Below are 25,283 nucleotides of genomic sequence, written 5' to 3' on the forward strand. Positions count from 1 at the left end.
TATTAAGCCTCCTTCTTCTCTAATCTCTTTATATAACGTCCCAAAATGTTAGCAGCAACTACTACACTTAAAATAATTATTCCCTGCATGATAACAATGGTTTCCATGGGCACACCCATAAAGGTTTGGACACCCTCGGCACCACGATTGAGAAAACCAAAAAGCAATGCTGCTAAAACAATTCCGAAGGGGTTATTGTTACCCATCAAAGCAACGGCAATACCGTTAAAACCAAAGTTTTTCGGAAAGTCCAAATCCATATAGCCATAGAAACTCAGTAAATGGGAAAGACCGATCAACCCCGCAATAGCTCCGCTTAATAAAAAGCCTTTAAAATATACTTTATTAGGGTTAATACCCGCAGCTTCGGAAGCTTTGGGGTTACTTCCCACCGCACGAATTTCATACCCAAAAGGAGTGTGCCAAAGCAAATAATACATTCCCACCGTTAAAAGCAATCCAATTACAAAAAACCAGTTCAGGTAAACAGAGTTTGGCAAATCTATACCAAAAAAGCTTAAAAACCCGTGAAGCTTTGGCATTAAGGCTGTTTCAGCAAAATGCGGAGTCCGAATTAAAGGACTACCCAATCCTTCAGGTACTTTTTGGTTGCGGTCCATGAAAAGATCCGCAATAAAATAATGAATTAACGAATAGGCAATATAATTAAGCATGATGGTACTGATAACCTCATGAACTCCGCGGCGTACCTTTAAGTAAATGGGAACAAAAGCCCATAATACTCCTCCCAGCATGGCTGCCAAAATGGCCAGAGGCAAATGAATAAATGCCGGAATTCCGCTCAAAGTAAAGCCCACAAAGGCGGCAAAAAAAGCCCCTATAAAGTACTGGCCTTCCACTCCAATGTTAAAAAGTCCCATTTTAAAACTTAAGGCCACAGCCAACCCGGAAAAAATAAGTGGTGTTGCGTTAAATAAAATTTCGCCAACACTATCAGCACTTCCCAGGCTAAACTCAATCATTGTTTGGTAAACTTCAATGGGATTTTTGCCAATTGCAACTATTAATACCGAACTTAAAGCAATGGCAAACAATATGGCAACTATTGGCGTTAAAAGCTGTAGTAGTATTATTTTGAACCGCTTATTCATTAACCTACCCCCACTTCCTTATATGCCCCGAGCATATACTGACCTATTTCTTCCAATTCCATTTCACCCGGCACAAACTCTTTGACAATTTCCCCATTAAACATAATACCTACCCGGTCAGAAAGGGAAAGAACTTCTTCTAAATCGGCAGAAATTAAAAGCACAGATTTTCCGTTATTCCGGGCTTCAATTAATTTTTTATGAACAAATTCAATGGCCCCTATATCCAGTCCTCTAACCGGCTGAGCAGCAATAATTAAATCAGGCTCATAACTTAATTCGCGAGCCAAAATTACCTTTTGCTGGTTTCCACCGGAAAGGTTACGAATTGCCTGTTCAATAGAGCCTAAACGTATATCAAATTCTTCAACCTTTTTATTGGTCAGGGATTTGATTTTATCCCGGAAAAGTTTCCACCATCGGCTATACTCTTTTTTGCGTTCCAAGCCAAGGACCATATTTTCCCACACGGTCATCGGTAAAACCAGTCCTCGCTGATGCCTGTCCTCGGGAATATAACCAACCCCGATTTCCCTGATGGCTTTGGTATCAAGTCCTTTATTGCTCTTACCCTTTATTAATATTTCCCCGCCATCATAAGGTAATAGTCCCATAATTGCTTCTACCAGTTCTCTTTGACCGTTCCCTTCCACACCGGCTATACCGTAAATTTCTCCGGCACGAATGGACAAACTAAGTTTATTTAACTGGTGGCGGTCAATGCTGCCTTTTACTTCTAAGTTCCTTACTTCTAAAATTACATCACCGGTTTTTACGATCGGCTTTTCAAGTCTAAACAATACCGGTCTCCCTACCATCATTTCTGCTAACTGTTTTTTACTGGTTTCGGAAGCTTTTACGGTACCAACAACTTTTCCCCGCCGCAAAACCGTAATTCTATCCGAAATCTCCAGCACTTCGTCAAGTTTATGGCTGATAAATAAAATTGTTTTCCCTTCCTGTTTTAATTTCCTTAGGTTAACAAACAGTTCTTTAACTTCCTGAGGTGTCAAAACCGCGGTGGGCTCATCCAGGATTAGTATCTCGGCCCCGCGGTATAAAACTTTTAAAATCTCTACCCGTTGCTGGTGCCCTACCGATAAATCCCCGACCTGGGCATTTAGGTCTAACTTAAAGTCGTACAATTCACATAATTCTTCCACTTTTTTCTTGGCCTTGGCAAAGTCTATCACTCCACCGGGACTATTTTCGTAACCAAGAATAATGTTTTGAACTACATTAAAACGGTTTATTAACATAAAATGCTGGTGAACCATTCCGATACCTTTATTAATGGCATCCCGGGGGCCGTTAATCCTCACTTTTTCTCCTTTTAAAAACATCTCTCCCTCATCCGGCTGATACAATCCGGTAATAATTTTCATTAACGTACTTTTCCCGGCGCCATTTTCTCCAACCAAAGCATGCACTTCCCCTTTGAGGGCATCAAAGGAGATGTTGTCGTTGGCTACCAGCCCGGGAAAACGTTTGGTAATTCCCTTTAGTTCCAGAACTTTTTCCACCGTATTTCCCCTTTCCTCGTTTTTACCAAAATAGCAATAAAACTAATAAGAGGAGATGACAAAACTGTCATCCCCCCTCGCACAGTATAACGGTTTTAAACGTTTTTGTAAAGTTTTTATTAAGTTAATTTTAAAATGCTACTTTATTTCCTTTTTACTGGTGGGTACTTTAATTTCTCCATTGATAATTTTTGTTTTGATTTCTTCAAGTCTTGGTTTAATGTCGGCGATCAAATCCTTGTTAAACTCATTTTCCGCATACCCAACGCCATTTTCTTTAAGACCAAATTCCTTGTACCCACCCTTAAAGTTGTTCTCTACCATGCTTTTAATGGTCTCAAATACCGCGGTATCAACCCGTTTTAACATACTGGTTAAAATGTAAGGTCTTTGCGCTTCAGGAGCAGTTAACGATTGGTCGGAGTCAACCCCAATCACAAATTTTTTCTGACTAGCAGCTGCTTCAATTACCCCTACCCCGGAAGCTCCGGAAGCATGGTAAATAACATCGGCACCGTTTTTAATTTGCTTCAAGGTCAATTCTTTTCCTTTAACAGGATCTTTAAAGGCATCACCGGTAGTACCAATGTAATCGGATAAAACCTGAATATTGGGGTTAATGTATTTTGCTCCGGCAATATAACCAGCTTCAAATTTTTCAATTAAAGGAATTTTCATTCCGCCCACAAATCCAATTTTGCCAGTTTTACTCTTTAAAGCTGCCGCAGCACCTACCAAGAAAGAGCCTTCATGTTCTTTAAAAAGCAAACAAGTAATATTGCTGTCTTCCTTTAAATCAGGCACATACCCGTCAATTAATGCGAACTTGGTTTCCGGAAAGTCCTTGGCCACTTTTGCTATGGCATCGGTAAACATGAAACCTACACCAAACACCAGATCATACTTATCTCGAGCCAGTAATCTTAAGAGTTGCTCCCGGTTTTCCCCACCGGCCAAAGGTTCAAGATATTTAACTTCAATTTTGTCACCAAACTCTTTCTGGGCTCTTTCTAAACCCGCATATGCTGCATCGTTAAAAGATTTATCTCCCCGGCCGCCAACGTCAAAAACAAGTCCAACTTTAATTTTCTTAGTTTCCTCCTGTTTGGCAGGCTCTTCGGTTTTCTTGGCACATCCAGCTAATAACGTTGAAGTTGCAAAAATCACTAAGACAAAGGCTACCAACAAAGATTTAAATTTACGCATCCCTTTTCCTCCTTTATAAACTTACTTAAAATTTACTTTACATACATTAACATAACCAAAAAAAATAAATTTTTTACCCCGTCACCTCCTAATACAGTACACAGTATTCTTTTTTTTCTCAAGCTACCCTTTTTCCTGCCTCGTAATTTATTCGACAACTTCTTTAATATTCCTGCTGAATTAACAAATTCGCGGTAAATTTTCCCCCAAAGGCATGTTGATAATTCTTTCACCGCCAATACGGTTCTTTACGTAAACCAACCCGGCCGGAGCTTCCTTAACTTCTCCAATTATCGCGGCATCTTTCCCTAAAGGATGAGCCTTTATTTTTTCTAAAGCTTTTTCCGCTATCTCCGGAGGCACAATCATAATTACCTTCCCTTCATTTGCTAAAGCATAAACATCCAATCCCAAATATCCGCATAAAGTTTTAACCTGCGGTCTAATGGGAACTTTCTCCTCCCAGAGCTCAATCCCCACATTGCTTTGTTTGGCTATTTCATTTAAGGTAGCCGCTAATCCCCCCCGGCTCGGGTCCCGCATAGCATGAACCGGATATTCATGAATAATAGACTTTACAAGTTCATTTAAAGGCGCACAGTCGCTCGTAAAATCTCCCGGAATATTTTCCCGTACTGCTAATATTGCGGCTCCGTGATCTCCTAAATAGCCGTTGACGAGAATTTTATCCCCGGGTCTGGCCTTTTTCCCTGACGGATTATTCGGGGTGTTAATTATACCAAGGCCCGCGGTATTTATATAAATTTTATCTCCTTTACCTTTTTCTACCACTTTAGTGTCCCCGGTAACAATTTTTACTCCCGCTTTTTCTGCCGCTTGAGCAATTGATTGGATAATTTTTTCTAACTCGCTTAGTTCTAATCCCTCTTCTAAAATGAGTCCCAAAGACAAAAATAAGGGTTCTGCCCCCATCACCGCTAAATCATTTACGGTTCCGTATACTGCTAATTTACCAATATCTCCGCCGGGAAAAAATAGTGGGTTTACTACAAAACTATCGGTAGAAAACACAACTTTTGTTCCAGGAAGGGATAATACCGCACCATCGTCCCCCTGCTGAAGGTATTCGTTATTTAAATATTTTTTAAAAAGGTTTTCAATTAATCGTTCGGTTAACCGTCCCCCCGCCCCATGGGCCAGCGTAACTATTTCCATCATATTTACCTTGCTACCTCCTACCGTATTTATAATAAGCTGCACAACTACCTTCGCTGGATACCATACAAGCTCCAACGGGCTTTTCCGGGGTACACCCTTTGGCAAAAAGAGGGCACTCGGGAGGTAGCATCCTTCCCAACATAATTTCACCGCACTTGCAACCCCGGGGAACAATCGGCGGCTTTTCTCTCAAACCATATTTTTTTCGCGCATCATATTGGGAATACCTTTCACGAATAAATAATCCTGACAACGGAATATTACCTATTCCCCGCCAATTGGCATCGCCTTTTTCAAAAACTTCCTCGATAATCCTCTGGGCTTCCACATTTCCTTGTTCCCTTACGACATGGGGATAAGCGTTATAATAACTTGGTTCTTTTTTTAAAATTGATTTAACTACCAAACTTATTCCTAAAAGAAGCTCTTCGGCGGTAAATCCCGTAACCGCAGCAGGTATTTGATAATTTTCGGTAATAAATCTAAAAGCTTTGGCTCCAATTACTGCTGAAACATGGCCGGGTAAAATAAATCCGTCAATTAAGCTGTTGTGCTCCACCAAAAATCCAAGGGCAGGAGGCACTGTTTTTACCGCCAAAAACATGGAAAAATTTTTAAGTTTTTTCGTATATGCTTCCAAAATTGTCGCTCCTAAAGCCGGCGCAGTGGTTTCAAACCCGGCTCCAAAAAATACCACTTCAATATTGGGATTTTTTTCGGCAAATTCAATTGCATTCCGGGGAGAATAAGCAACTTTTACAGAAAAGCCCTGGGCTTTTAAAATACTTAAAGTTCGCCCCTCTCCGGGAACTTTCAGCATATCCCCAAAAGTAAATAGGGTAACGTTATGTTTCTCAAGAAGCTCAAAAGCCTCTACCATTATTTCCTCTCCGGTTACACATACCGGGCAACCAGGCCCAGAAATAAGGTTGATATTTTGAGGAAGTAAACTCCGAATCCCATGCTCGAACAACGCCATCGTGTGCGTGCCACAAACTTCCATAATATTAATGGTTAAGTCGCTTTTCTGAACTATTTCCATAATTTCACGAAAAGATTTTAATATGCTGCTGTTTGTCATTCCCATCTTAACTCCTTTAACAATTCCACCGTTTCTTGATAAGCCTCCTCGGAAATTATTTCCACTGCATAACCGGTGTGAATCAAGACGTAATCCCCTTCTTTGGCTTCAGGAACCATTATAAGGCTAACTGGTTGCCTTACTCCCCCTAAATCAACTACCCCAATATCGCCCTCTATTTTTTCAATTTTACCGGCAACTGCAAGGCACATAAACTATCACTCCTCACAAAGCTTATTTGCAAGATAGGCCTGTCCCAATGCAATCCCTTGATCATTGATGGGAATATAAGAAGGTATGATAGGTTTTAAGCCTAATCTTTTTAAACTAATAAAAGTTTTTTCCAGTAAAACACGATTTTGAAATACTCCTCCCGCCAAAATTACTTTTTGAATACCGTATTGTTTATTAACAATTTTGCCAAGCCCCGCAATCATTTCAACAATAGTATTATGAAACTTGCCGGAGATAACTTTTTTATTAACACCCTTTTTTAAATCGGCAAGAACATCAAGCAGAAGAGGTCTAAAGTCAATTTCGTAAGGAATTTTTTCCTGTAATATTGTAAAATCATAGCATCCCCGTTCACTTCTGTCGGCAATTGTTTCAAGTAAAATTGCAGCCTGTCCCTCGTAACTTATGGTGGTTTTTAAACCAAGCAAAGCACTAATGCCATCAAAAAGCCGTCCGACGCTGGAAGTAAAAATTTTCTGCTTTGCCAAACGTTTTTGAGCAAACTCTAACTCCATCCTTTCAATATCCTGAAAAATTAAATTAGCTACATCCACCTGCACCTCGTTTAATAAACTGAGGGCAGATTTCCAGGGCTTTTTAATGGCCTCATCCCCATCCAATAAAGGAAAATATTTTAAATGGGCTATTCGCTGGTAGTCTTCTGGCGTAAAGGCTACAAAAAACTCGCCCCCCCAGATCATCCCATCTTCACCGTAACCGGTTCCATCAAAGATTACCCCCATAAAGGGAGCTTTTATTCGTTTTTCAGCAACAACTGCAGCCAAATGGGCTTTGTGATGCTGAATTGGACACTTTTTAAGCTTAGAATATTTTTCTTCCACCAGTTCCGAAGAAAAATAACCGGGATGCAAATCATACGCCACTATTTGGGGAGTAAATTCAAAAAACCTGCAAAAATCGTCTATACCTTTCATGTATGCTAAGCGCGACGGTAGATTATCTAAATCGCCAAAATACTGGCTTAGATAAACATAATTATCCTTAGTGATGGCAAAACTGTTTTTTAACTGACCACCTAAGGCTAAAATTCCCTCTTTCATCCCCCGTACTTTAAGAGGTAAAGGCGCAAGTCCCCGAGCCCGTCGTAAAATTACCGGGCTTTTTTTATAGACCATTGCCACCGAATCGTCCACCGGACGTAAAATCGGCCGATTATTAACTACAAAAAAATCGGCAATATCTTTTAACTTTAAAAAAACTTCATCGTCTTGATAAACTATAGGTTCTTCTGAAAGATTGGCACTGGTCATTATTAACGCCTCAAAATGCTCCAACAAAAGATAATGAAAAGGGGTATAGGGAAGCATAATACCCAAATAGTCGTTGTCCGGGCTTACTTCTTTAACAATTTTTGAACTTTTCTTTTTGCGGCATAAAACAATCGGGCAAACATTAGAGGTTAAAAGCTTTTCTTCCGCTTTTGATATATATACATGCTTTTTTGCCACCGTTAAATTTTTTACCATCAGGGCAAAAGGCTTTGCTTCCCGGTGTTTACGCTGTCTTAAAAGTAAAACCGTCTTTACATTAAAAGGATCAGCCGCCAAATGGTAACCACCAAGCCCTTTTAAAGCAACAATAAACCCCTTTTTTAGTAATTCTTGTGTTTTATGGATGACTTCACCGTCTTTAGCCAATAAATTTTTTTCTTTATCATACAAGAAAAGCCTTGGGCCACAAGCAGGACAAGCAACCGGTTCGGCGTGAAAACGCCTGTCTTCGGGATTCCTGTATTCTTTAGCACATTCCGGACAGAGGGGAAATATTTTCATTGAAGTATGCGGACGGTCATACGGTAATTTTTCAATAATCGTATAACGCGGCCCGCAATTGGTGCAATTTATAAAGGGATATTGATATCTCCGGTCAGAAGAATCCCTTAATTCCTGCAAACAGTCACCGCAAACGGGTAAATCGGCGGGAACAATCAAAACCCCTTTCCGGTCGCGCTGACTTTCAATGATTTCAAAGGTTTCAAAATTACCGGATAGGTTTAAAGGTATTACCGAAATTTTTTCAATAACTGCCAAAGGCGGTTTTTCCTTTTTAATTGCCGCAAGAAATTTATTTACATTTTCTTCCTCGCCTTCAGCTAAAATTTCTACTCCTGCCAGACTATTTTTAACCCAGCCCTTTATCTCCCACTTCCGGGCAATCCGCCAGATAAAAGGACGAAATCCGATTCCTTGCACCAATCCTGAAACTACAATTTTTTTAGCAACTTTCATTTATGCGCCGCCTCTTTTGCTTCGAACCTTTTCTGCTATAAACATAATTAACGGTTCTAACCCTTCTTCCGTGCGAGCACTTACATAAAAACGTTGCTGGTCAGGATTTATAGCTTGAAGGTCATCTTCGTATTGCTTTAAATCGAAGTCAACGTAATTTAAAAGATCAATTTTATTGAGTACCGAAACTGCCGCTTCCCGAAAAATCACCGGATATTTCAATGGTTTATCATTTCCTTCGGTAACACTCAATATGACCATTTTCATATCTTCCCCCAAATCAAAACCTGCAGGGCAAACAAGATTTCCCACATTTTCGATAATTAATAGATTAATCTCGTCAAGGGGAAGTTTTTCTAACACCTGGTTTATCATATTGGCATCGAGATGACATCCACCTAAGGTATTAATTTGCAGAGCAAAAACGCCGGTTTTTTCTATTCTCTCAGCATCTTTGGTAGTGGTCAAATCTCCCTCAATTACAGCCGGTTTTATATCAGGAGGAAGTTTCGGCAAAATTTTTTCTAAAAGCGTAGTTTTCCCGGCTCCGGGAGAACTAATGATATTAATTACGAAAATATTTTTTTCGTTAAATATTTTTCGGTTCAGAGCAGCTATAGCATCGTTTGCCTTTAAAATATTGGTGGTAAGTTGAACCTGCATTTTTATTCCCCCTCATAGTAGTCGATTAACAATTCGTCTCCAGCTATTATTTTAACATTACTACTAAAGCAGTGCAAGCAGTAAGAAGAAAAACAATCTATCGTACTTATTTTCCGACAATTCCGGCAAAAGATCTGGGCTTTTACCTGTTCAATTTCCAAAACAGCATTTTTCGCCAGAAGGTCCCCTTTGGCCGCCTCAAAGGCAAGCTCTAAAGCTTCCGGTAAAGCATTGGTTAGCTCCCCAACTTTTAACTTGACTTTGGTAATCTTTTGAATGCCATTGGCCTTTGCACTTTCCCGGAGAATTTCCAAGACACTTTCCATTAAAGCAGTTTCATGCATAACAACATTACCCTTCCCTTCAAAAAGAGAAAACCGGGTTAATACCCGGAACTTAACTCCTTTATGATTTCTCTTTTTACTTTTTCTTTCACCGCTTCCAATTCAGGGCTTAAATCTAACCCCCAGCCCATTTCTTTTGGCTCAACACCATAAATAATGATTTTATTTAAGGAGGAGGGGTCCTGAAACTTAAGCATTCCCAAAACCTCCATCAAGCCTACCTGGTGTAGGGAAAGGGAAAGGGGAAAATTAATCTCAATATCTGTAGGCTTGAAGCGGTAAACAGTTCCCGGGACACCTCCTCCCTGGACCGCATCGACTATAATGACCTTATCCTTACCCTCGATAAAATCAAGAAGGTCTAAAGAAGCGGTGCCACCATCAATAAATTCGACATCTTCTAAATGGTATTCAGCTGCTAACTCTCTAACAATGTGAACGCCAATCCCTTCGTCTTTAAATATGCTGTTACCTATGCCCAAAACTAACGTTTTTCCCAAAGAAATCACCTACATGGTTTGCCTTAATTGTTCCTTTGTTACCACTGTCTCTTCCTCATCAACGGTAACATAGCCGGTAATCATCGATTTGATAACCCCCAAACCTTCGGTTAAATCGAGATACAAATGGATGGCAACTGTTATGACAAAAATCCAGTTTACTAAATAGTGGATAAGCCGGGCAACGTTTAAACCACCAAAGAGGTAAGCTAAAGTTGGAAAGGTATCAGGTTTATATAAAGCAAGTCCAGTCAGGATTTGAATAATCAGTAAAACACCCCACCCCGAATAAACTAACTTTTGTCCCGGGTTGTACTTCCCCCAGTTAGGGTGTTCATCAGTCAAGAACAGATAATATCTTAAAAGGGCCGGAAAGTTTTTTAAGTCTCTAAATCTAAACCAGATATTTTGATAATCTTTGGTAGCAATTGCATAATAGACCCGAGCTAATAATCCAGCCATGACAACGTACATCATATAAAAGTGAAGCTTTCTTGCTGCATCCATAGTTGAAAAGAAGTTGTACTTTAAAGGATTGTGAATATAAAAGCCTGAGATAATCAATGAAGTGATTGCTATCATATTAACCCAATGGGTTACTCTAATAAACAGGGGATGGCGCAACACCTTCCGGGCCATGATCACACCTCCTAATAAATTTTGAACTTGCCTAAATCCTGACCCGGGGTAAACAGGTGAACGGCACAGGCAAGGCACGGGTCAAAAGCCCGAACTACCCGAGCCACTTCTATTGGATTTTCCGGATCCCTTACCGGTGTCCCGATTAAGGCTTGTTCTATTGGCCCCAATACCCCGTTATCGTCCCGGGGAGAAGCATTCCAGGTAGTTGGCACCACCGCCTGGTAATTGGCAATTTTGTAATTTTTAATTTTAATCCAATGCCCCAATGCCCCCCGGGGAGCCTCCGTAAGCCCCATCCCTTCACTCTCCTTGGGAATTTCAAAGGGAGTGTGGGTTGGTTTACCCGGTTCAAGCTCATTAATCCATTCCTCCATCGCATGAGCTATTCGCGAAGTTTCCAAGGCACGAGCCAGATGACGTCCTAAAACGGAAAAAGCTTTTTCACCCAGTCCGCGAATCTTCTTTTCCCCGGCTATCCACATTCTCGCCAGCGGTCCTACTTCCATCGGATGACCATCATAACGCGGAGCTTTCATCCAGGAATAGGCTCCATCTTTACCCGGTTTGGGCGCTGTAACTCCTTCCCTGGGGTGCTTCTGGGAATTGGCATCATCAAACCAGGAATATTTTAAATGTTCGGTAATCTTTTCGGGATTCAGTTCTTGTTCTTGTCCATTTATATAAATACCCGCTTTAAAAAATCTTTCGCTGCCATCTTCTTTTTGGGGGAAACTACCATAACTCATAAGATTTTGGCAGCCCCTCCCAATGTCAAAATAATCTTTATAATATTCGGCAATTGTTAAAACATCAGGTATATATACATTATCAATAAAAGAAATAAGTTCTTTTAAGCGGGAGCGAAAATTGATAATTTTTTGAGCATCAACATTCTCCGAAGACCCTCCGGGTACAATCCCCACCGTATGGGGCATTTTCCCACCAAAGATCGCTGCCATTTCATGAGCTTTTTTCCGTATATCAAGAGCTTGAATATAATGTTCCACCACTTTTTGATTAACCGCAGCCGGTAACCGGTAATCCCCTTCATAACGGGGGATAAACGGTGAAGCATCCGGGCCTTTAACATAATCCAAAGCACTTAGATGGTAAAAATGTAAAATGTGGTCCATTAAATGATCGGCACCAAAAATTAAATTTCTTAAGATCCGGCCATTTTTTGGGGGTTGAATCCCAAAAGCGTTGTCTAAATTAAAGGTGGCAGCAGTAGCATGAGCGGTAGGACAAACCCCGCAAATTCTTTGCGTAATTTGTTGGGCATCCCGTGGATCCCGTCCTACCAAAATAGTTTCAATTCCCCGGTAAAGGACTCCCGAACTTTTGGCATCTACAACTTTACCCCCGTCCACCATTACTTCAATCTTTAAATGTCCTTCAATTCTATTTAGCGGATCAACTACTATCCTTTGGGCCATTACTCTTCACCTTCCTTTTTCTTTTTCTTATGTCCACCCAAGCGGCCGGTAGCAATATTGCCAATTAAATGAGCACCAAGCCCGATGGCTGTAGCCGCTCCAACCACTTCACCAAAGGTATCCGCCGAAGCGGAAATCCCCGGTAATTTAATTTCCGGCATTTTTTCGTAAATCGGACCGGTCTTATCCGGAAATCCCGGTTCAGTACAACCGATACACGGGTGACCTGCTTTTATACACCAATTTACCCCACCGTTCCAAAGCCTTGTAGGACAATCAGAATGGGTTACAGGTCCCTTACAGCCTAAAAGAAGTAAACATCCCGGCTCGCTAAAATCCTTGGCAAAAATACTGTTGTCAAAATACTGGCGTCGTGGGCAGTTGTCGTGAATTATACCTTCGTAAAACATCTTGGGCCGACCAAATTTATCGGTTTTCGGAAGTTCATTGTACAAAAGCACATGCGCCAAACTTCCAACAAACCAGTCAGGATGTGGTGGACAACCCGGGATATTCAGTACTTTCTTGGGATCAATTACCTCCGTTACTGGAACACATCCGGTGGGATTGGGGTCAGCTGCCGGAATACCACCAAAAGCAGCACATGTACCAATTGCAATAACCGCTTTGGCCTTTTCCCCCAGTTCTTTTACCACTTCGCTAAAATAAAGTTCCCGACCGTCTTTTTCACCAATTGAGCAGTAAACCCCGTTATCTTTTGTTGGTACTGCACCTTCGACCACCAAAAAGAATTTACCTTTATTTTTCTCCGCTTCACCTAAAAAAGCTTCAACAGCGACATGTCCAGTAGCAGCGCTTATATTGGGATGGAATTTTAAGTTAATAATCTCTAAAAGAATTTCCTTAATATCCGGATGGACGGAGTTTAACAGGGAAACCGAACATCCTGTACAGGAAGCTCCCTGAATCCAAATAACTGGCGGCTGACCCTTAGCGGCATTTTCCAGGGCATATGCAACTTCCGGAACACTCTGGGACAACCCAAGGGTCGCAGCGGTAAACGACGCAAACTTTAAAAATTCCCTTCTGGATATCTTGTTCAATCCCGAAACCCCCTCTTATTAATTTTCGCAATAACCTCTTCCTAGCAATTTTTATACCAAAATAAAAAACCCCGGATTCCTTAATCCGGGAACATAAAATTGTCTATTTTTTAGACAGTTTGTTGCAAAAATCCTTGAGTTTCGTAATTTTTAATTAATTTGTCTATTTTTTAGACATGTCTATTTTTTAGACATTTAATCTTTAAGCTATAACTTTCGCACAAACTTGTGAAAATAATAATTTTCTCAGGATTATGTTATAAGTTTTTTTTATATGCTTTTTCATCCGGGTACAAGTTGAGAGTTAAGCTTCAATTCCATACTCCTTGATTTTTTGATACAAAGTAGCCCGGGGAATACCCAGAAGTTTGGCACAGGCTAATTTATTATAGTTAGTAGCTTTTAAACCCTCAATTATAAGTTTTTTCTCAACTTCCGCTACTGCCTCCTTGAAAGTTGTAATTTTTGTAATTCTCTCCCCCGACAGCGCTTTGGAGGTTAACTGAGCAGGAAGGTGCTCAGGTTTTATTAAATTGCCTTCAGCCAGGTAATAAGCACGTTCAATAACGTTTTGCAACTCGCGAATGTTTCCCGGCCACGAATAATTCATTAAGATATTCATTGCTTCGCTCGTTACAATTTTGGGAGCCATTTTTCTTCGCTCACAAAACTCGTTCATAAATCTATTAACTAACAGCGGGATATCATCCCGGCGTTCGCGTAAAGGCGGAATATTTATGTTAAAAACATTTAAACGGTAATAAAGATCCATCCGGAACCGGCCTTCTTTTACCAATTTAGCAAGCGGTTGATTGGTAGCAGCAATAATTCTTATGTCCACCTTTCTCGGCGTGTTACTACCAATCCGTTCAAATTCACGATTTTGAATAAAACGTAAAAGTTTAACCTGCATACTTAGTGGCATATCGCCTATCTCATCGAGAAATAATGTTCCCCCATCAGCCTGTTCTATTTTTCCCGCCTTACCTCCTCTTTTAGCACCGGTAAAAGCCCCTTCTTCGTAGCCAAAAAGCTCCGATTCAAGTAAGTTTTCCGGTATTGCAGCACAATTTATGGCTACAAACGGCTTGTCCGCCCTCTCACTTAAATAATGGATAGTCCGGGCCGCAATTTCCTTACCAACTCCACTTTCTCCTTGAATAAGCACATTACCATCGGACATGGCCGCTTTTTCAATTAATTTTTTTACTTCAATTATTTTTTCAGTCTGGCCGGTAATACCATCCAAATAGTATTTTTTGCGATTTTCCATTTCGTATTTATTACGATAAAACTCCGCTTCACCCCGGGTTTTCTTTAATAAAAAAGGAAGGCACATATCAATTTCCGCAAGTCCCTGATATACAGCTATCGCCTTTTCCCGACAAGAATTATATCCGCAAGCTCCACAATTTAATTCATCTTCGGGGGTAAATTTATCGGTATAAGCCAAGATCTCTCTTATTTCTTCTTCGGTGGGCAACGGTAGTTTTCTGGCTTTTACCGTATACCTTACTCTAAAGGTTCCAGCAGGTTTCTTGGACAAAATTGTTTTATTTCCTTTACTTAATTCTAATAAATACTGTCGCCTTTCGATATACGTTAATTCACTATCTATTTCCGGCCCATCGATACATCCTCTGCAAAATAATAAATCGTAAAACAATACTCCCGACGTTCTATTATTTGTAAGGCTTTCTAAAGTCTCGATTATTTGTTCCTTTCCTTCCACTGAAATACTCCGCTGGCTTTCAATTTCATAACCTCGTTGCTTTAAGGACAAAATTAAACCTCCAGGTATTGGAAAGGACTGAGTAAAGTTTCGCGGATACTCGTAAGTATCCCCACCATTAACACCTTTTAACAATTCCTTAATTTCTTTAAAGGTTAAAACCGCATCCACATAATTTTCTCTAAAATTTAATGCCTCATTTTTCTTAGCAATACAGGGACCTATAAAAACCAAAAACGCATCCGGTTCCTCCATTTTTATATACTTTGCTAATGCTTCCATAGGTGATTTTATAGGAGCCAAGTGATTTACCAAAGTTGGATAATGTTTTTCAATTAAGGATACAATAGCAGGACAGGCAGAACTAATAACATAATCCTGCGTTTCCTTCAAATATTTTCCGTACTCCGGTAAAATTATTTCAACTCCAGCGGTTACTTCCTCCACTCTGGTAAAACCAAAAGCTTTTAACTTACCGTGGACCTCCCCGGGTTTTAACGGATAAAAAGACACCGGGTAGGAAGGGGCCAAAAGCGCTATTACTTTGCCACCGTTTTTTATTTTTTCTAAAACAACTTCTTTAAACGAATAAATTTTTTTTGCCCCCTGACTGCAAACCCGAACGCAATTGCCGCAAGCAATACATCTCTCCTCTAACACTTCCGCTTTTTGCTCTTCAATTTTTATTGCTTTAACCGGACAGTTTCTAACACAAGCATAGCAAGCTTTGCATTTTTCCTTATCGGTTGTTACAATTTGCAATCTACGCACCCCCTAAAGGTTTTAGGGCCCGTTCTAAAATTCCTGCATCGTAAGCAAAAAGCATTCCGTAATTAATTATTTTAATACCCTTTTCTTTAAAAAACTCAATTCGTTTTTCCATTTCTTCCTGGGTTAACATACATCCTCCACAGTGAATTGCCAAATCCAAATCACCGTTAATTTTAAACTCTCTTCCTTTGTAAAACGTATAATTAAAATTTAACCCGGTAAGTTTTTTTAAAATTGCTGGTATTTTCTCCGAACCAATATCATTTTTCTGAACGTGGTGAACACAGGCTTCAAAAATTCCAATCTTTGCACCCTCTTCTAAACGCTTCATATGCTGTATTCCTTCCAAAAAAAAGGCAAGTTCGCCGCGAAATCTCGCCATAAGTATTGAAAAAGATGTTAAAGGAATCTTATCCGGAAGCTGTTCCCGAACCTGAGCAAAGGCTTGAGAATCAGTAATAACTAAGCCAGGTTCCTCTTTAAGGTTTAAAAATAGCTCTTTTAGGCTTTCCGGTTGAACCACATGCGCTATAATATGATAATCTAAGAGTTCTCTTAACACAAGCATTTGGGGTTGAATTAGCCTACCTTTAGGGGCTCCAGCATCGATTGGTATCACTAAGACAACGGATTTTCCCTTAGGTACTAAGTCTGCTACCACTGTTTTTTGAACTTTTTCCTGAAGATTTTGAACTAAAAAATTACGCACCGCAGAACTTGCACCATTTTTACAATCATGAAGTAAATAGGGAATATTAAATTTTTCAAAAAACTTTTTCCAAGCTTCTAAGTTTTCCGTTTTGCTTTCAACCATATTAATAATCCCAATTATCTTTTTCGTGGTTTGATTTTCTTCAATAAACTGTAATTCCCAATCCTCCGGCTTAAATCCTGTATTACCAACCAAAATAACGACACTACAAGTAGCTAAAACTTCTCGGGTTTTAGCCTTTCTTATTTCTCCCAAAACGGAAGTATCGTCCAATCCTGGTGTATCGATAAATTCAACCGGACCATAAGGTAAAAGTTCAAAAGCTCTACGGTTAGGATCGGTGGTAGTACCAGGAATTGAAGAGGTTATGGCTCTTTCCTCACCGATAATATTGTTTAACAATGTTGATTTTCCAGCATTACACCGTCCAAAAATACCAATCGTTTTCCGAAACAGTCGTAATGAATTTTCCATATTCATCACCTATATAAATACATCTTTTTCGCCCTTTAAAATGTACTCAATAGCCCGCCCTATGTTTTCAAAGTTGGGTAAGTCCTTTACCACCTGCAACAAATATCCATTACCTTTTTTATATAGTTCAGGATGCTTGTCTCTTATCTCATAAAGATATTCCACAAACGAAAAAAGCGCATCGGGAGTACAAAAATCTTTGATCTGCCCCCGGTCAGCCAATCCCATAAATGTTTTTCCTGTTCTTCGTTTGCGATAGCAGGCTGTACAAAAACTGGGAAGGAACCCTTTATCAATTAAAACCTCGACAATTTCTGCTAAGGAGCGATGATCCGAAAGTAAAAATTGCTGTCTTTCTTCTTCGCCTTTTTTTCCCCGGTATTCTCCCGGACCGGTTCGGGACGCAGCACTCATTTGGGAAACACCAAGTTCTACTAATTCATCCCGTAAATGCTGCGGTTCCCGGGTAGATAGAATTATGCCGGTGTAAGGCAGCATTATTCTAAGTAGAGCGACTATCTTTTTAAATTTGTGGTCACTTATCTTATAGTCATTAGAAAATACCGAATTCAGTGCAGGCTTTAAACGCGGAACCGAAACTGTATGAGGTCCAATTCCAAATTTTTTCTTTAGATAATCGGCATGAGCAATAACTCCAAGTAATTCAAAAAGCGGATCTCCAAGCCCAAATAACGCTCCAATTCCTATATCATCAATTCCCGCTTCGATCGCCCGCTCAACAGCGTTAAGCCTCCAGAGAAAGTTTGTTTTCGGACCATCCAGATGGACTTCGCGGTAAACTTCCGGATTATAGCTTTCCTGAAACAGCTGGTACGTTCCAATTTTTAGTTTTTTTAAGCGCTCATACCCCTTAAGGGTAAGAGGAGCTATATTTACATTTATTCTCCGAATATCTACCTCGGAATAGATGGCAGGAATTATTTCCTCTAAATAAGATAAGGTTTTATCTTCCGGTTCCTCTCCCATAACTAACAGGATGCGCGTATGTCCCATCTCCCGGATAGCTTTAGCCTCATCCACAGCCTCTTCCAATGACAGGCGAACACGAGATAATTCCTTATTTTCCCGACGAAAACTGCAGTAACTGCAGTTATTAATGCAAATATTGCTTAAATAAAGAGGTGCAAATAAAACAATTCTTTTACCGTAAATCTCTTCTTTTACCTTCCGGGCCTGCCAAAATAAAATTTGATCTAACTCTTCAGTGTCATTGGCAAAAGCTATGCCCGCTTCAATCAGGCTTAGGCGCTCTCCCTTTTGCAATTTTTGAATTATTTGGGAAATCTCCTCCTTGGGATTCCGGTTAACTTTATTTACAATTTCATAAGTTCTTTGCACTAACGTGATAATTTCCTGAGTCATCTTTTAATCCCTTCTTTTTTTGATATTTTTTATTAATAATAACTTTTTTTAACACAAAAAAAAAGAGCGCAAATTTGCGCTCTTTAGTGTTAAATTCCTTTAAAAACTAATTATCTACTGCCGATAGAGTTTTCCTCATTAAAGCCATTTTATTGTGACTTTTGGAACTTTTGAGAGCAAAATATAACCCTCCAATTCCGATAATTCCGTTTATAGCCACAAGACAAAGCATTAGAAATACAATTATATATACAACCATCGTTATGCCACCTGCCTTTTAGTTAAATAGTATTTTTTCCAAAACTTTCTTTTAATCATATTGTAAACGATGTTTGTTATTGTGTCAACTTTCACTTAATATTTTTTTATTTTATAAATTTTCTGTCACCACTTAAAAAAACAGGGCAAACTGCCCTGCTTTGTGTCAATAATCTTCGCCGCTAACCAACCCCTGCATTATTGATACACCGGAACTGGTCCCCAGTCTCGTTGCCCCGGCTTCGATCATTTTAATGGCATCAGCAAAGGACCGTATTCCCCCGGAAGCCTTAACTTCTGCTTTTTCGCCGACAGTCCGTTTCATTAAACGAACATCTTCAACGGTTGCCCCTCCGGTTCCAAACCCCGTTGAAGTCTTTACAAAATCTGCTCCCGCTTCAACAGCCAATTCACAAGCTTTAATTTTTTCTTCATCGGTTAGGTAACAGGTTTCGATAATGACCTTAACCACAACGGTGGGATTTTTTCCCTTTGCCGCACTTACTACCTCTTTTATGTCCTCTAAAACTTCTTCGTACCTTCCCGCTTTTAAGGCACCAATATTAATTACCATATCAACTTCCAATGCTCCATTTTCAACGGCCCAGGAAGCTTCATAGGCCTTTACCGCCGTGCTGGTTGCCCCCAGCGGAAAGCCAATTACAGTACAAACTTTAATTTCAGAGTCTTTTAATAATTGGGATGCAAACGGTACAAAAGCAGGATTAACGCAGACACTCTTAAAATTAAACTCTTTAGCTTCTTGACATAATTTTTCAATATCGGCATAAGTTGCCGTTGCTTTTAATAGGGTATGGTCAATCATTTGCGCAATTTTAGTAGAACTTACCATTAATTTTCCTCCTTCTCTAAGGTAAAGTAATAAGGTAAAATTTGCTCTAAAGTAAATTCTTTTATGTCCCCCGCCAGATTAGCTAAGTAAATTGTTTCAATCTTAAATTCGGCCATGAATTGACGGCAAGCACCGCAGGGCGAGATAGGTCCTGGTGTGTCCCCTACTACCAGAATGGCTTTTAACTTTTTCTCACCTTCACTTATTGCTTTTGTTATAGCTACCCTTTCGGCACATATAGTTAGCCCGTAAGAAGCATTTTCTATATTAGCCCCTTGATAAATTTTTCCCGACTCTCCTAATACTGCAGCACCAACTTTAAACCCCGAATAAGGAACATAAGCGTTTTCTCTGGCTTCTTTGGCTTTTTCATACAATAGGTTTTTTAAATCAGACATATTTCTCTACTCCCTTAGACGTCACCACAGCTTTAATAAATGGAGCCTTTTGAGGGGGCCTACTATCAATTTTAAAAGCTGCAAATACAATTTTTTGCGCATCTTCCAATTTCTTTTCATCATTATAGTGAAGTTCGGCTAAGACATCTCCTCTTAGCACTTTATCTCCAACTTTTTTCCTTAAAACAATCCCAACACTGTGGTCAATTTTGTCTTCTTTCTTTGCCCTGCCAGCTCCTAAGTACATGGCACCTAAACCAACCTTTAACGCATCAACCTCAATGACAAAGCCTTCTTTTTCCGCTTTAATTTGGGATATCGCTTGTGCTTTTGGTAAAAGCGCAGGGTCGTCAATTTGGTGCACATTACCTCCCTGGCTTTTGACAAACTCTTTTAACTTGGCAAAAGCCTTACCCGATTGCAAAGCTTCTTTTAACATTTCCTTACCGGTTTCAAAAGTATCGGCCTTCCGGGCGAGAAAAACCATATATCCGCCTAAGGTAAGACAAAGTTCTGTTAAATCCTCCGGCCCTTCACCCTTTAAGGTCGCTATTGCCTCTTTCACTTCCAGGCTATTACCCACGGCAAACCCCAGAGGTTCACCCATTTCTGATATAACAGCGATCGTTTCTCTCCCAACCCTCTCGCCGATCTTTACCATGGCTTGTGCCAACTGAATGCTTCCTTCTAAATCCTTCATAAAAGCTCCGCTACCGGTTTTAACATCTAAGACTATGGCATCGGCGCCACCAGCAATTTTCTTGGACATGATGCTGGAAGCAATCAGCGGGAGACTATCTACCGTAGCTGTTACATCTCTTAAAGCGTACATTTTGCCATCAGCTGGAGCAAGTTTTGCCGTCTGCCCTATAACCGCTATACCTATATCATTAACCTGCTTTATAAACTCTTCCGGGGATAAAGCTACATTAAAACCGGCAATGGATTCTAACTTATCTAAAGTTCCACCGGTGTGTCCCAAGCCGCGTCCGGACATTTTGGCAACTGGAACCCCCACCGCAGCCACAAGCGGTGCTAAAACTAAAGTCGTTTTATCACCTACACCCCCGGTACTATGCTTGTCAACCTTTATCCCGGAAATTGCTGAAAGATCTACTTTATCCCCGGACTCCACCATTGCCATGGTCAAATCGGCAACTTCTTCATCATCCATTCCTTGAAAATAAACTGCCATTAGGAAGGCTGCCATTTGGTAGTCAGGAATCTCACCACGGGTAAAACCATGGACAAAAAAGTAAATTTCCTCTTTAGAAAGTTTTTCTCCGTTCCGTTTTTTCAAGATAATGTCGTACGCTCTCATTTTTTATCCCTACCTTTGCCCGTATTTATTTAAATAAAAATCATGCATTACCTGAATTTCTTCCGGTTCCAATAATACCGGACCACCAATAATTGTCGAAAGAAGAAAAACTTTTGCTCCTTTTTCCACTACCCGTACAACTCGCAAAGCTTCTTCCATGTTCCTTCCTACCCCAACTACGCCATGATTGGCTAAAAGAACTGCAAATTTGTTTCCCAAAGCTAATACCGCGTTTCGAGCCAGCACTCCCGTACCCGGTAGAGCATATTTAGCAACTTCTACATCTCCACCAACAATCTGGGCTAAATCTTCAATCACCGCCGGCAACCGTTTGCGGGCTACAGCAAAAGCCGAAGCATACGGACTGTGGGTATGAACAATCGCCCGAATATCCCTCCTGGCTTTGTAAATTTCCAAGTGCAGCTGGTACTCCGATGAAGGCTTTAGCTTTCCCTGTTTGATATTCCCATCCAAGCCGATCTCAACTAAGTCCTCCGAATCCATAGTTTTATAATCCACACCGCTTGGGGTAATAAGAAAAGAATCATCGCTAATTCTTAGGCTTAAATTTCCCCAAGGAGATACCACCAGGCCTTCCAAAACAACCTCTCGGGCTGCGGCTAATAACTCTTCCCTGCTCACCTTATTTACCTCCAAAGAGTTTTTTAATATTTTCTTTATAGGGAGGACGAACAATTCCTCTATCGGTTATTATCCCGGTAATATATTTTGCCGGAGTTACATCAAAAGCAGGGTTAAAAACTTTAACCTGGGGCGGGGCTATTAACCGGTCGCCAATTTTTCGAACTTCATCAGGATTTCTTTCTTCAATGGGGATATCCTGTCCTGAAGTTAAATTCAAATCAATAGTAGAATAAGGAGCAGCAACATAAAAAGGTATCCCATGTTCTTTTGCTAAAATCGCTAAAGAATATGTACCAATTTTATTGGCTACATCACCGTTTGCGGTAACCCGGTCTGCCCCAACAACAACTAAATCAACCAGCCCAAGGCTCATCACATAACCGGCCATGTTATCGCATATTAAAGTAACATCAATTCCATCTTCTAATAGTTCAAAAGCAGTTAAGCGCGCACCCTGCAGTAAAGGACGGGTTTCATCGGCAAAAACCTTCCTTAATTTTCCCGCCTCAAAAGCGGCCCTGACAACACCTAAAGCAGTCCCATAGCCGGCAGTTGCCAAGGCACCGGCATTACAGTGGGTTAAAATTGAGGCATTTTCAGGAACAACTTCTAAGCCATAAGCCCCAATTTTTTTATTCAGTTCAATATCTTCATAAAATATGCTGTTGGCTTCATTTAAAAGGGCATTAGCTATTTCTTCGAAGGTTTGATTTTTTACTTCAAGATATTTTTTCCACATCCGGTCTAAAGCCCAAAATAAATTAACGGCGGTTGGCCGGGTATTTTTAAGCGTTTCATAAACATTTTTAAGATAAACCTCTAAATTCTGATCATTTCTATACCCCATAACCCCGAGAACCATTCCGTAAGCTGCCGCAGCCCCAATGGCCGGTGCCCCGCGGACCTTCATTGAGACAATAGCTTCTGCCACCTCTTCATATGTTTTAAGTTTAACGTATTTAACTTCGATAGGTAATTTCGTTTGATCTAATAAAAATAAGGTATTATCTTTCCAGTACATTGTATCCATTATATTCTCGCCCCTTCCCACTGTTATTATAACACTTTTCCAACACTACCAAACACTAATTTTAGGGACGGTTCTGATAACCACCATTTTCATGAGGAATAAAAGTAAAAAGGGATAGGCAGATTGCCTATCCCTTTTAGAGTTTTTTCCGGCAGCGACCTACTCTCCCGGGACCTATCGTCCCAGTACCATTGGCGCTGGAGGGCTTAACTGCCGTGTTCGGAATGGGAACGGGTGTTTCCCCTCCGCTATGGCCACCGGAAACTTATTCTGGAAGTTGGATGTTGGAGATTGGAGGTTGGATTTTATAATTAAACCTCTTCTCCTCACCTATTCCTTGAAAACTGCACAGAGGCTTATTTTGGAATTTATGGTTTTAGGTCTTCGGTTTTCGGTTTTTCCAACCTCAAACCTCCAACCTCTAACCTCTAGTTTGAAGGTCAAGTCCTCGACCTATTAGTACCGGTCCGCTCAACCGATTGCTCGGCTTACACGCCCGGCCTATCTACCGGATCTTCTCTCCGGGGTCTTACTCTGGATTGCTCCAGATGGGAAACCTCATCTCGGGGCTGGCTTCGCGCTTAGATGCTTTCAGCGCTTATCCATTCCGCACTTGGCTACCCAGCGGTGCCCCTGGCGAGACAACTGGTTCACCAGCGGTGCGTCCATCCCGGTCCTCTCGTACTAAGGACAGTCCCCCTCAAGTTTCCTACGCCCGCGATGGATAGGGACCGAACTGTCTCACGACGTTCTGAACCCAGCTCACGTACCGCTTTAATGGGCGAACAGCCCAACCCTTGGGACCTACTTCAGCCCCAGGATGCGATGAGCCGACATCGAGGTGCCAAACCCCGCCGTCGATGTGGACTCTTGGGCGGGATCAGCCTGTTATCCCCGGGGTAGCTTTTATCCGTTGAGCGATGGCCCTTCCACTCGGTACCACCGGATCACTAAGCCCGTGTTTCCACCCAGCTCGACCCGTCGGTCTCGCTGTCAAGCACCCTTATGCCTTTGCACTCGCCGCGCGATTTCCATCCGCGCTGAGGGTACCTTTGGGCGCCTCCGTTACCCTTTAGGAGGCGACCGCCCCAGTCAAACTGCCCACCTGACACTGTCCCCCCACCCGCTACAGGGCAGCAGGTTAGAACTTCAGTGACGTAAGGGTGGTATCCCACCGCCGGCTCCACCTGAGCTGGCGCCCAGGTCTCTCAGCCTCCCACCTATCCTGTACATACGCCACCAAAATTCAATGCCAGGCTACAGTAAAGCTCCACGGGGTCTTTCTGTCCTATCGCGGGTAACCTGCATCTTCACAGGTACTACAATTTCACCGAGCCCCTCGTCGAGACAGCGCCCAAGTCGTTACGCCTTTCGTGCGGGTCGGAACTTACCCGACAAGGAATTTCGCTACCTTAGGACCGTTATAGTTACGGCCGCCGTTTACTGGGGCTTCGGTTCAGAGCTTCGCCTTTCGGCTAACCCTTCCCCTTAACCTTCCAGCACCGGGCAGGCGTCAGCCCCTATACTTCAGCTTTTCGCTTTAGCAGAGACCTGTGTTTTTGGTAAACAGTCGCTTGGGCCTCTTCTCTGCGACCCCCTCGGGCTCCAGATGTTCATCCTTCACCCTACCGGGGCACCCCTTCTCCCGAAGTTACAGGGTCATTTTGCCGAGTTCCTTAACGAGGGTTCTCTCGCGCGCCTGTGGATTCTCTCCTCGCCTACCTGTGTCGGTTTGCGGTACGGGCACCCTCGCCCTCGGTAGAGGCTTTTCTCGGCAGCTTGGATTCGGTTGCTTCGGTACTCTATCTTCCCTCCCCGTCACCTCTCGGGCTTTCCGTGGGACGGATTTCCCTATCCCACACCCTACCGGCTTGGACGCGCTTTTCCAGCCGCGCGCTCAACCTATCCTTCTGCGTCACCCCTTCCCTCAAGCGGGCTCGGGTGGCAGGGGATTCTCAACCCCTTCCCCATCACCTACGCCTCTCGGCCTCGGCTTAGGTCCCGGCTTACCCTGGGCGGACGAGCCTTCCCCAGGAACCCTTAGGCTTCCGGCGGGCAGGATTCTCACCTGCCTTCTCGCTTACTTATGCCGGCATTCTCACTTCCTACCTGTCCACGTAACCTCCCGGTTACGCTTCCCCCAGGTAAGAACGCTCCCCTACCCATACTGGAAGTCGGTACCTCCAACTCCCAGCATGCCGAAGTTTCGGTGGCGTGCTTGAGCCCCGCTACATTTTCGGCGCAGAGTCACTCGACTAGTGAGCTATTACGCACTCTTTAAATGATGGCTGCTTCTAAGCCAACATCCTAGTTGTCTTCGCAACTCCACATCCTTCCCCACTTAGCACGCCCTTTGGGACCTTAACTGTCGGTCTGGGCTGTTCCCCTCTCGACCATGAAGCTTTTCCCCCATGGTCTGACTCCCTGCCTCTAAGCTACAGGTATTCAGAGTTTAACTGGGTTCGGTAACCCG

The 25,283-nt window shown here is 41.7% G+C and carries 22 protein-coding genes and 2 rRNA genes (1 of these 24 cut by a window edge); all 24 read right to left on the reverse strand.

Annotation, left to right across the window (positions count from 1 at the left end):
• Window positions 1-2: 2 nt before the first annotated feature.
• Window positions 3-1,112, reverse strand: coding sequence for an ABC transporter permease (locus CHY_RS07165; RefSeq protein ID WP_011344441.1), 1,110 nt, complete (start codon window positions 1,110-1,112; stop codon window positions 3-5).
• Complete coding sequence (locus tag CHY_RS07170; protein ID WP_011344442.1) at window positions 1,112-2,635, reverse strand: ABC transporter ATP-binding protein; 1,524 nt, start codon at window positions 2,633-2,635, stop codon at window positions 1,112-1,114. The genes CHY_RS07165 and CHY_RS07170 overlap by 1 nt, the downstream gene beginning before the upstream one ends.
• A 138-nt stretch (window positions 2,636-2,773) precedes the next feature.
• The gene (locus CHY_RS07175; protein ID WP_011344443.1) at window positions 2,774-3,841 is read right to left on the reverse strand and encodes a BMP family lipoprotein; all 1,068 of its coding nucleotides are present in this window, start codon (window positions 3,839-3,841) and stop codon (window positions 2,774-2,776) included.
• Window positions 3,842-4,021: 180 nt separating this feature from the next.
• On the reverse strand, window positions 4,022-5,017 hold the full coding sequence (gene hypE / locus CHY_RS07180) for a hydrogenase expression/formation protein HypE (protein WP_041537954.1): 996 nt from the start codon (window positions 5,015-5,017) through the stop codon (window positions 4,022-4,024).
• A 13-nt stretch (window positions 5,018-5,030) separates the two neighbouring features.
• Complete coding sequence (gene hypD, locus CHY_RS07185) at window positions 5,031-6,107, reverse strand: hydrogenase formation protein HypD (RefSeq protein WP_011344445.1); 1,077 nt, start codon at window positions 6,105-6,107, stop codon at window positions 5,031-5,033.
• Window positions 6,098-6,313, reverse strand: a complete 216-nt coding sequence (locus CHY_RS07190; RefSeq protein WP_011344446.1) for a HypC/HybG/HupF family hydrogenase formation chaperone — start codon at window positions 6,311-6,313, stop codon at window positions 6,098-6,100. The genes hypD and CHY_RS07190 overlap by 10 nt, the downstream gene beginning before the upstream one ends.
• A gap of 6 nt (window positions 6,314-6,319) precedes the next feature.
• The gene (hypF, locus tag CHY_RS07195; RefSeq protein WP_011344447.1) at window positions 6,320-8,584 is read right to left on the reverse strand and encodes a carbamoyltransferase HypF; all 2,265 of its coding nucleotides are present in this window, start codon (window positions 8,582-8,584) and stop codon (window positions 6,320-6,322) included.
• Complete coding sequence (hypB, locus tag CHY_RS07200) at window positions 8,585-9,247, reverse strand: hydrogenase nickel incorporation protein HypB (protein ID WP_011344448.1); 663 nt, start codon at window positions 9,245-9,247, stop codon at window positions 8,585-8,587.
• Window positions 9,248-9,249: 2 nt separating this feature from the next.
• Window positions 9,250-9,591 (reverse strand): hydrogenase maturation nickel metallochaperone HypA, encoded by a 342-nt coding sequence (locus tag CHY_RS07205; RefSeq protein ID WP_011344449.1) that lies wholly within the window; start codon window positions 9,589-9,591, stop codon window positions 9,250-9,252.
• A 38-nt stretch (window positions 9,592-9,629) separates the two neighbouring features.
• Window positions 9,630-10,091 carry a HyaD/HybD family hydrogenase maturation endopeptidase gene (locus CHY_RS07210; protein WP_051250257.1) on the reverse strand — a complete coding sequence of 154 codons (462 nt, stop codon included), beginning with the start codon at window positions 10,089-10,091 and terminating at the stop codon, window positions 9,630-9,632.
• Between the two features lie 9 nt (window positions 10,092-10,100).
• Window positions 10,101-10,730, reverse strand: coding sequence for a Ni/Fe-hydrogenase, b-type cytochrome subunit (gene cybH / locus CHY_RS07215; protein ID WP_011344451.1), 630 nt, complete (start codon window positions 10,728-10,730; stop codon window positions 10,101-10,103).
• A gap of 11 nt (window positions 10,731-10,741) precedes the next feature.
• Window positions 10,742-12,169, reverse strand: a complete 1,428-nt coding sequence (locus CHY_RS07220) for a nickel-dependent hydrogenase large subunit (protein ID WP_011344452.1) — start codon at window positions 12,167-12,169, stop codon at window positions 10,742-10,744.
• Window positions 12,169-13,233: a hydrogenase small subunit gene (locus CHY_RS07225; protein WP_011344453.1), complete on the reverse strand. Its 1,065-nt coding sequence runs from the start codon at window positions 13,231-13,233 to the stop codon at window positions 12,169-12,171. The genes CHY_RS07220 and CHY_RS07225 overlap by 1 nt, the downstream gene beginning before the upstream one ends.
• A 304-nt stretch (window positions 13,234-13,537) precedes the next feature.
• Window positions 13,538-15,736 (reverse strand): sigma-54-dependent Fis family transcriptional regulator, encoded by a 2,199-nt coding sequence (locus CHY_RS07230; RefSeq protein ID WP_011344454.1) that lies wholly within the window; start codon window positions 15,734-15,736, stop codon window positions 13,538-13,540.
• Window positions 15,729-16,922, reverse strand: a complete 1,194-nt coding sequence (gene hydF, locus CHY_RS07235) for a [FeFe] hydrogenase H-cluster maturation GTPase HydF (RefSeq protein WP_011344455.1) — start codon at window positions 16,920-16,922, stop codon at window positions 15,729-15,731. Before hydF ends, CHY_RS07230 begins: the two co-directional genes overlap by 8 nt.
• Before the next feature lie 9 nt (window positions 16,923-16,931).
• Window positions 16,932-18,305 carry a [FeFe] hydrogenase H-cluster radical SAM maturase HydG gene (gene hydG / locus CHY_RS07240; RefSeq protein ID WP_011344456.1) on the reverse strand — a complete coding sequence of 458 codons (1,374 nt, stop codon included), beginning with the start codon at window positions 18,303-18,305 and terminating at the stop codon, window positions 16,932-16,934.
• Window positions 18,306-18,411: 106 nt separating this feature from the next.
• Window positions 18,412-18,564 carry a hypothetical protein gene (locus tag CHY_RS13165; protein ID WP_162485071.1) on the reverse strand — a complete coding sequence of 51 codons (153 nt, stop codon included), beginning with the start codon at window positions 18,562-18,564 and terminating at the stop codon, window positions 18,412-18,414.
• A gap of 165 nt (window positions 18,565-18,729) precedes the next feature.
• Window positions 18,730-19,416 carry a deoxyribose-phosphate aldolase gene (gene deoC / locus CHY_RS07245; RefSeq protein ID WP_011344459.1) on the reverse strand — a complete coding sequence of 229 codons (687 nt, stop codon included), beginning with the start codon at window positions 19,414-19,416 and terminating at the stop codon, window positions 18,730-18,732.
• Window positions 19,416-19,814, reverse strand: coding sequence for a cytidine deaminase (locus CHY_RS07250; RefSeq protein WP_011344460.1), 399 nt, complete (start codon window positions 19,812-19,814; stop codon window positions 19,416-19,418). Before CHY_RS07250 ends, deoC begins: the two co-directional genes overlap by 1 nt.
• Window positions 19,807-21,135, reverse strand: coding sequence for a pyrimidine-nucleoside phosphorylase (locus CHY_RS07255; protein ID WP_011344461.1), 1,329 nt, complete (start codon window positions 21,133-21,135; stop codon window positions 19,807-19,809). The genes CHY_RS07250 and CHY_RS07255 overlap by 8 nt, the downstream gene beginning before the upstream one ends.
• Window positions 21,136-21,144: 9 nt before the next feature.
• Window positions 21,145-21,777, reverse strand: a complete 633-nt coding sequence (locus CHY_RS07260) for a class II aldolase/adducin family protein (protein WP_011344462.1) — start codon at window positions 21,775-21,777, stop codon at window positions 21,145-21,147.
• A gap of 1 nt (window position 21,778) precedes the next feature.
• A complete protein-coding gene (gene mtnA, locus CHY_RS07265; protein ID WP_011344463.1) occupies window positions 21,779-22,810 on the reverse strand; it encodes an S-methyl-5-thioribose-1-phosphate isomerase in 1,032 nt (343 codons plus the stop codon).
• A gap of 146 nt (window positions 22,811-22,956) precedes the next feature.
• Window positions 22,957-23,072, reverse strand: a 5S ribosomal RNA gene (gene rrf / locus CHY_RS07270).
• A 174-nt stretch (window positions 23,073-23,246) separates the two neighbouring features.
• A 23S ribosomal RNA gene (locus tag CHY_RS07275) occupies window positions 23,247-25,283 on the reverse strand; it runs 969 nt beyond the window's last position.

It is taken from the genome of Carboxydothermus hydrogenoformans Z-2901, assembly GCF_000012865.1.
Classification (GTDB): Bacteria; Bacillota; Z-2901; order Carboxydothermales; family Carboxydothermaceae; genus Carboxydothermus; species Carboxydothermus hydrogenoformans.

Coding starts and splice junctions, on each gene's coding strand:
- hypD (WP_011344445.1), bottom strand. CDS start 6,107: ATGGGAATGACAAACAGCAGCATATTAAAATCTTTTCGTGAAATTATG.
- CHY_RS07250 (WP_011344460.1), bottom strand. CDS start 19,814: ATGTCTGATTTAAAAAACCTATTGTATGAAAAAGCCAAAGAAGCCAGA.
- CHY_RS07220 (WP_011344452.1), bottom strand. CDS start 12,169: ATGGCCCAAAGGATAGTAGTTGATCCGCTAAATAGAATTGAAGGACAT.
- mtnA (WP_011344463.1), bottom strand. CDS start 22,810: ATGGATACAATGTACTGGAAAGATAATACCTTATTTTTATTAGATCAA.
- CHY_RS07255 (WP_011344461.1), bottom strand. CDS start 21,135: ATGAGAGCGTACGACATTATCTTGAAAAAACGGAACGGAGAAAAACTT.
- hypF (WP_011344447.1), bottom strand. CDS start 8,584: ATGAAAGTTGCTAAAAAAATTGTAGTTTCAGGATTGGTGCAAGGAATC.
- CHY_RS07190 (WP_011344446.1), bottom strand. CDS start 6,313: ATGTGCCTTGCAGTTGCCGGTAAAATTGAAAAAATAGAGGGCGATATT.
- hydF (WP_011344455.1), bottom strand. CDS start 16,922: ATGGAAAATTCATTACGACTGTTTCGGAAAACGATTGGTATTTTTGGA.
- hydG (WP_011344456.1), bottom strand. CDS start 18,305: ATGACTCAGGAAATTATCACGTTAGTGCAAAGAACTTATGAAATTGTA.
- cybH (WP_011344451.1), bottom strand. CDS start 10,730: ATGGCCCGGAAGGTGTTGCGCCATCCCCTGTTTATTAGAGTAACCCAT.
- CHY_RS07175 (WP_011344443.1), bottom strand. CDS start 3,841: ATGCGTAAATTTAAATCTTTGTTGGTAGCCTTTGTCTTAGTGATTTTT.
- deoC (WP_011344459.1), bottom strand. CDS start 19,416: ATGGTAAGTTCTACTAAAATTGCGCAAATGATTGACCATACCCTATTA.
- CHY_RS13165 (WP_162485071.1), bottom strand. CDS start 18,564: ATGGTTGTATATATAATTGTATTTCTAATGCTTTGTCTTGTGGCTATA.
- CHY_RS07165 (WP_011344441.1), bottom strand. CDS start 1,112: ATGAATAAGCGGTTCAAAATAATACTACTACAGCTTTTAACGCCAATA.
- hypE (WP_041537954.1), bottom strand. CDS start 5,017: ATGGAAATAGTTACGCTGGCCCATGGGGCGGGGGGACGGTTAACCGAA.
- CHY_RS07205 (WP_011344449.1), bottom strand. CDS start 9,591: ATGCATGAAACTGCTTTAATGGAAAGTGTCTTGGAAATTCTCCGGGAA.
- hypB (WP_011344448.1), bottom strand. CDS start 9,247: ATGCAGGTTCAACTTACCACCAATATTTTAAAGGCAAACGATGCTATA.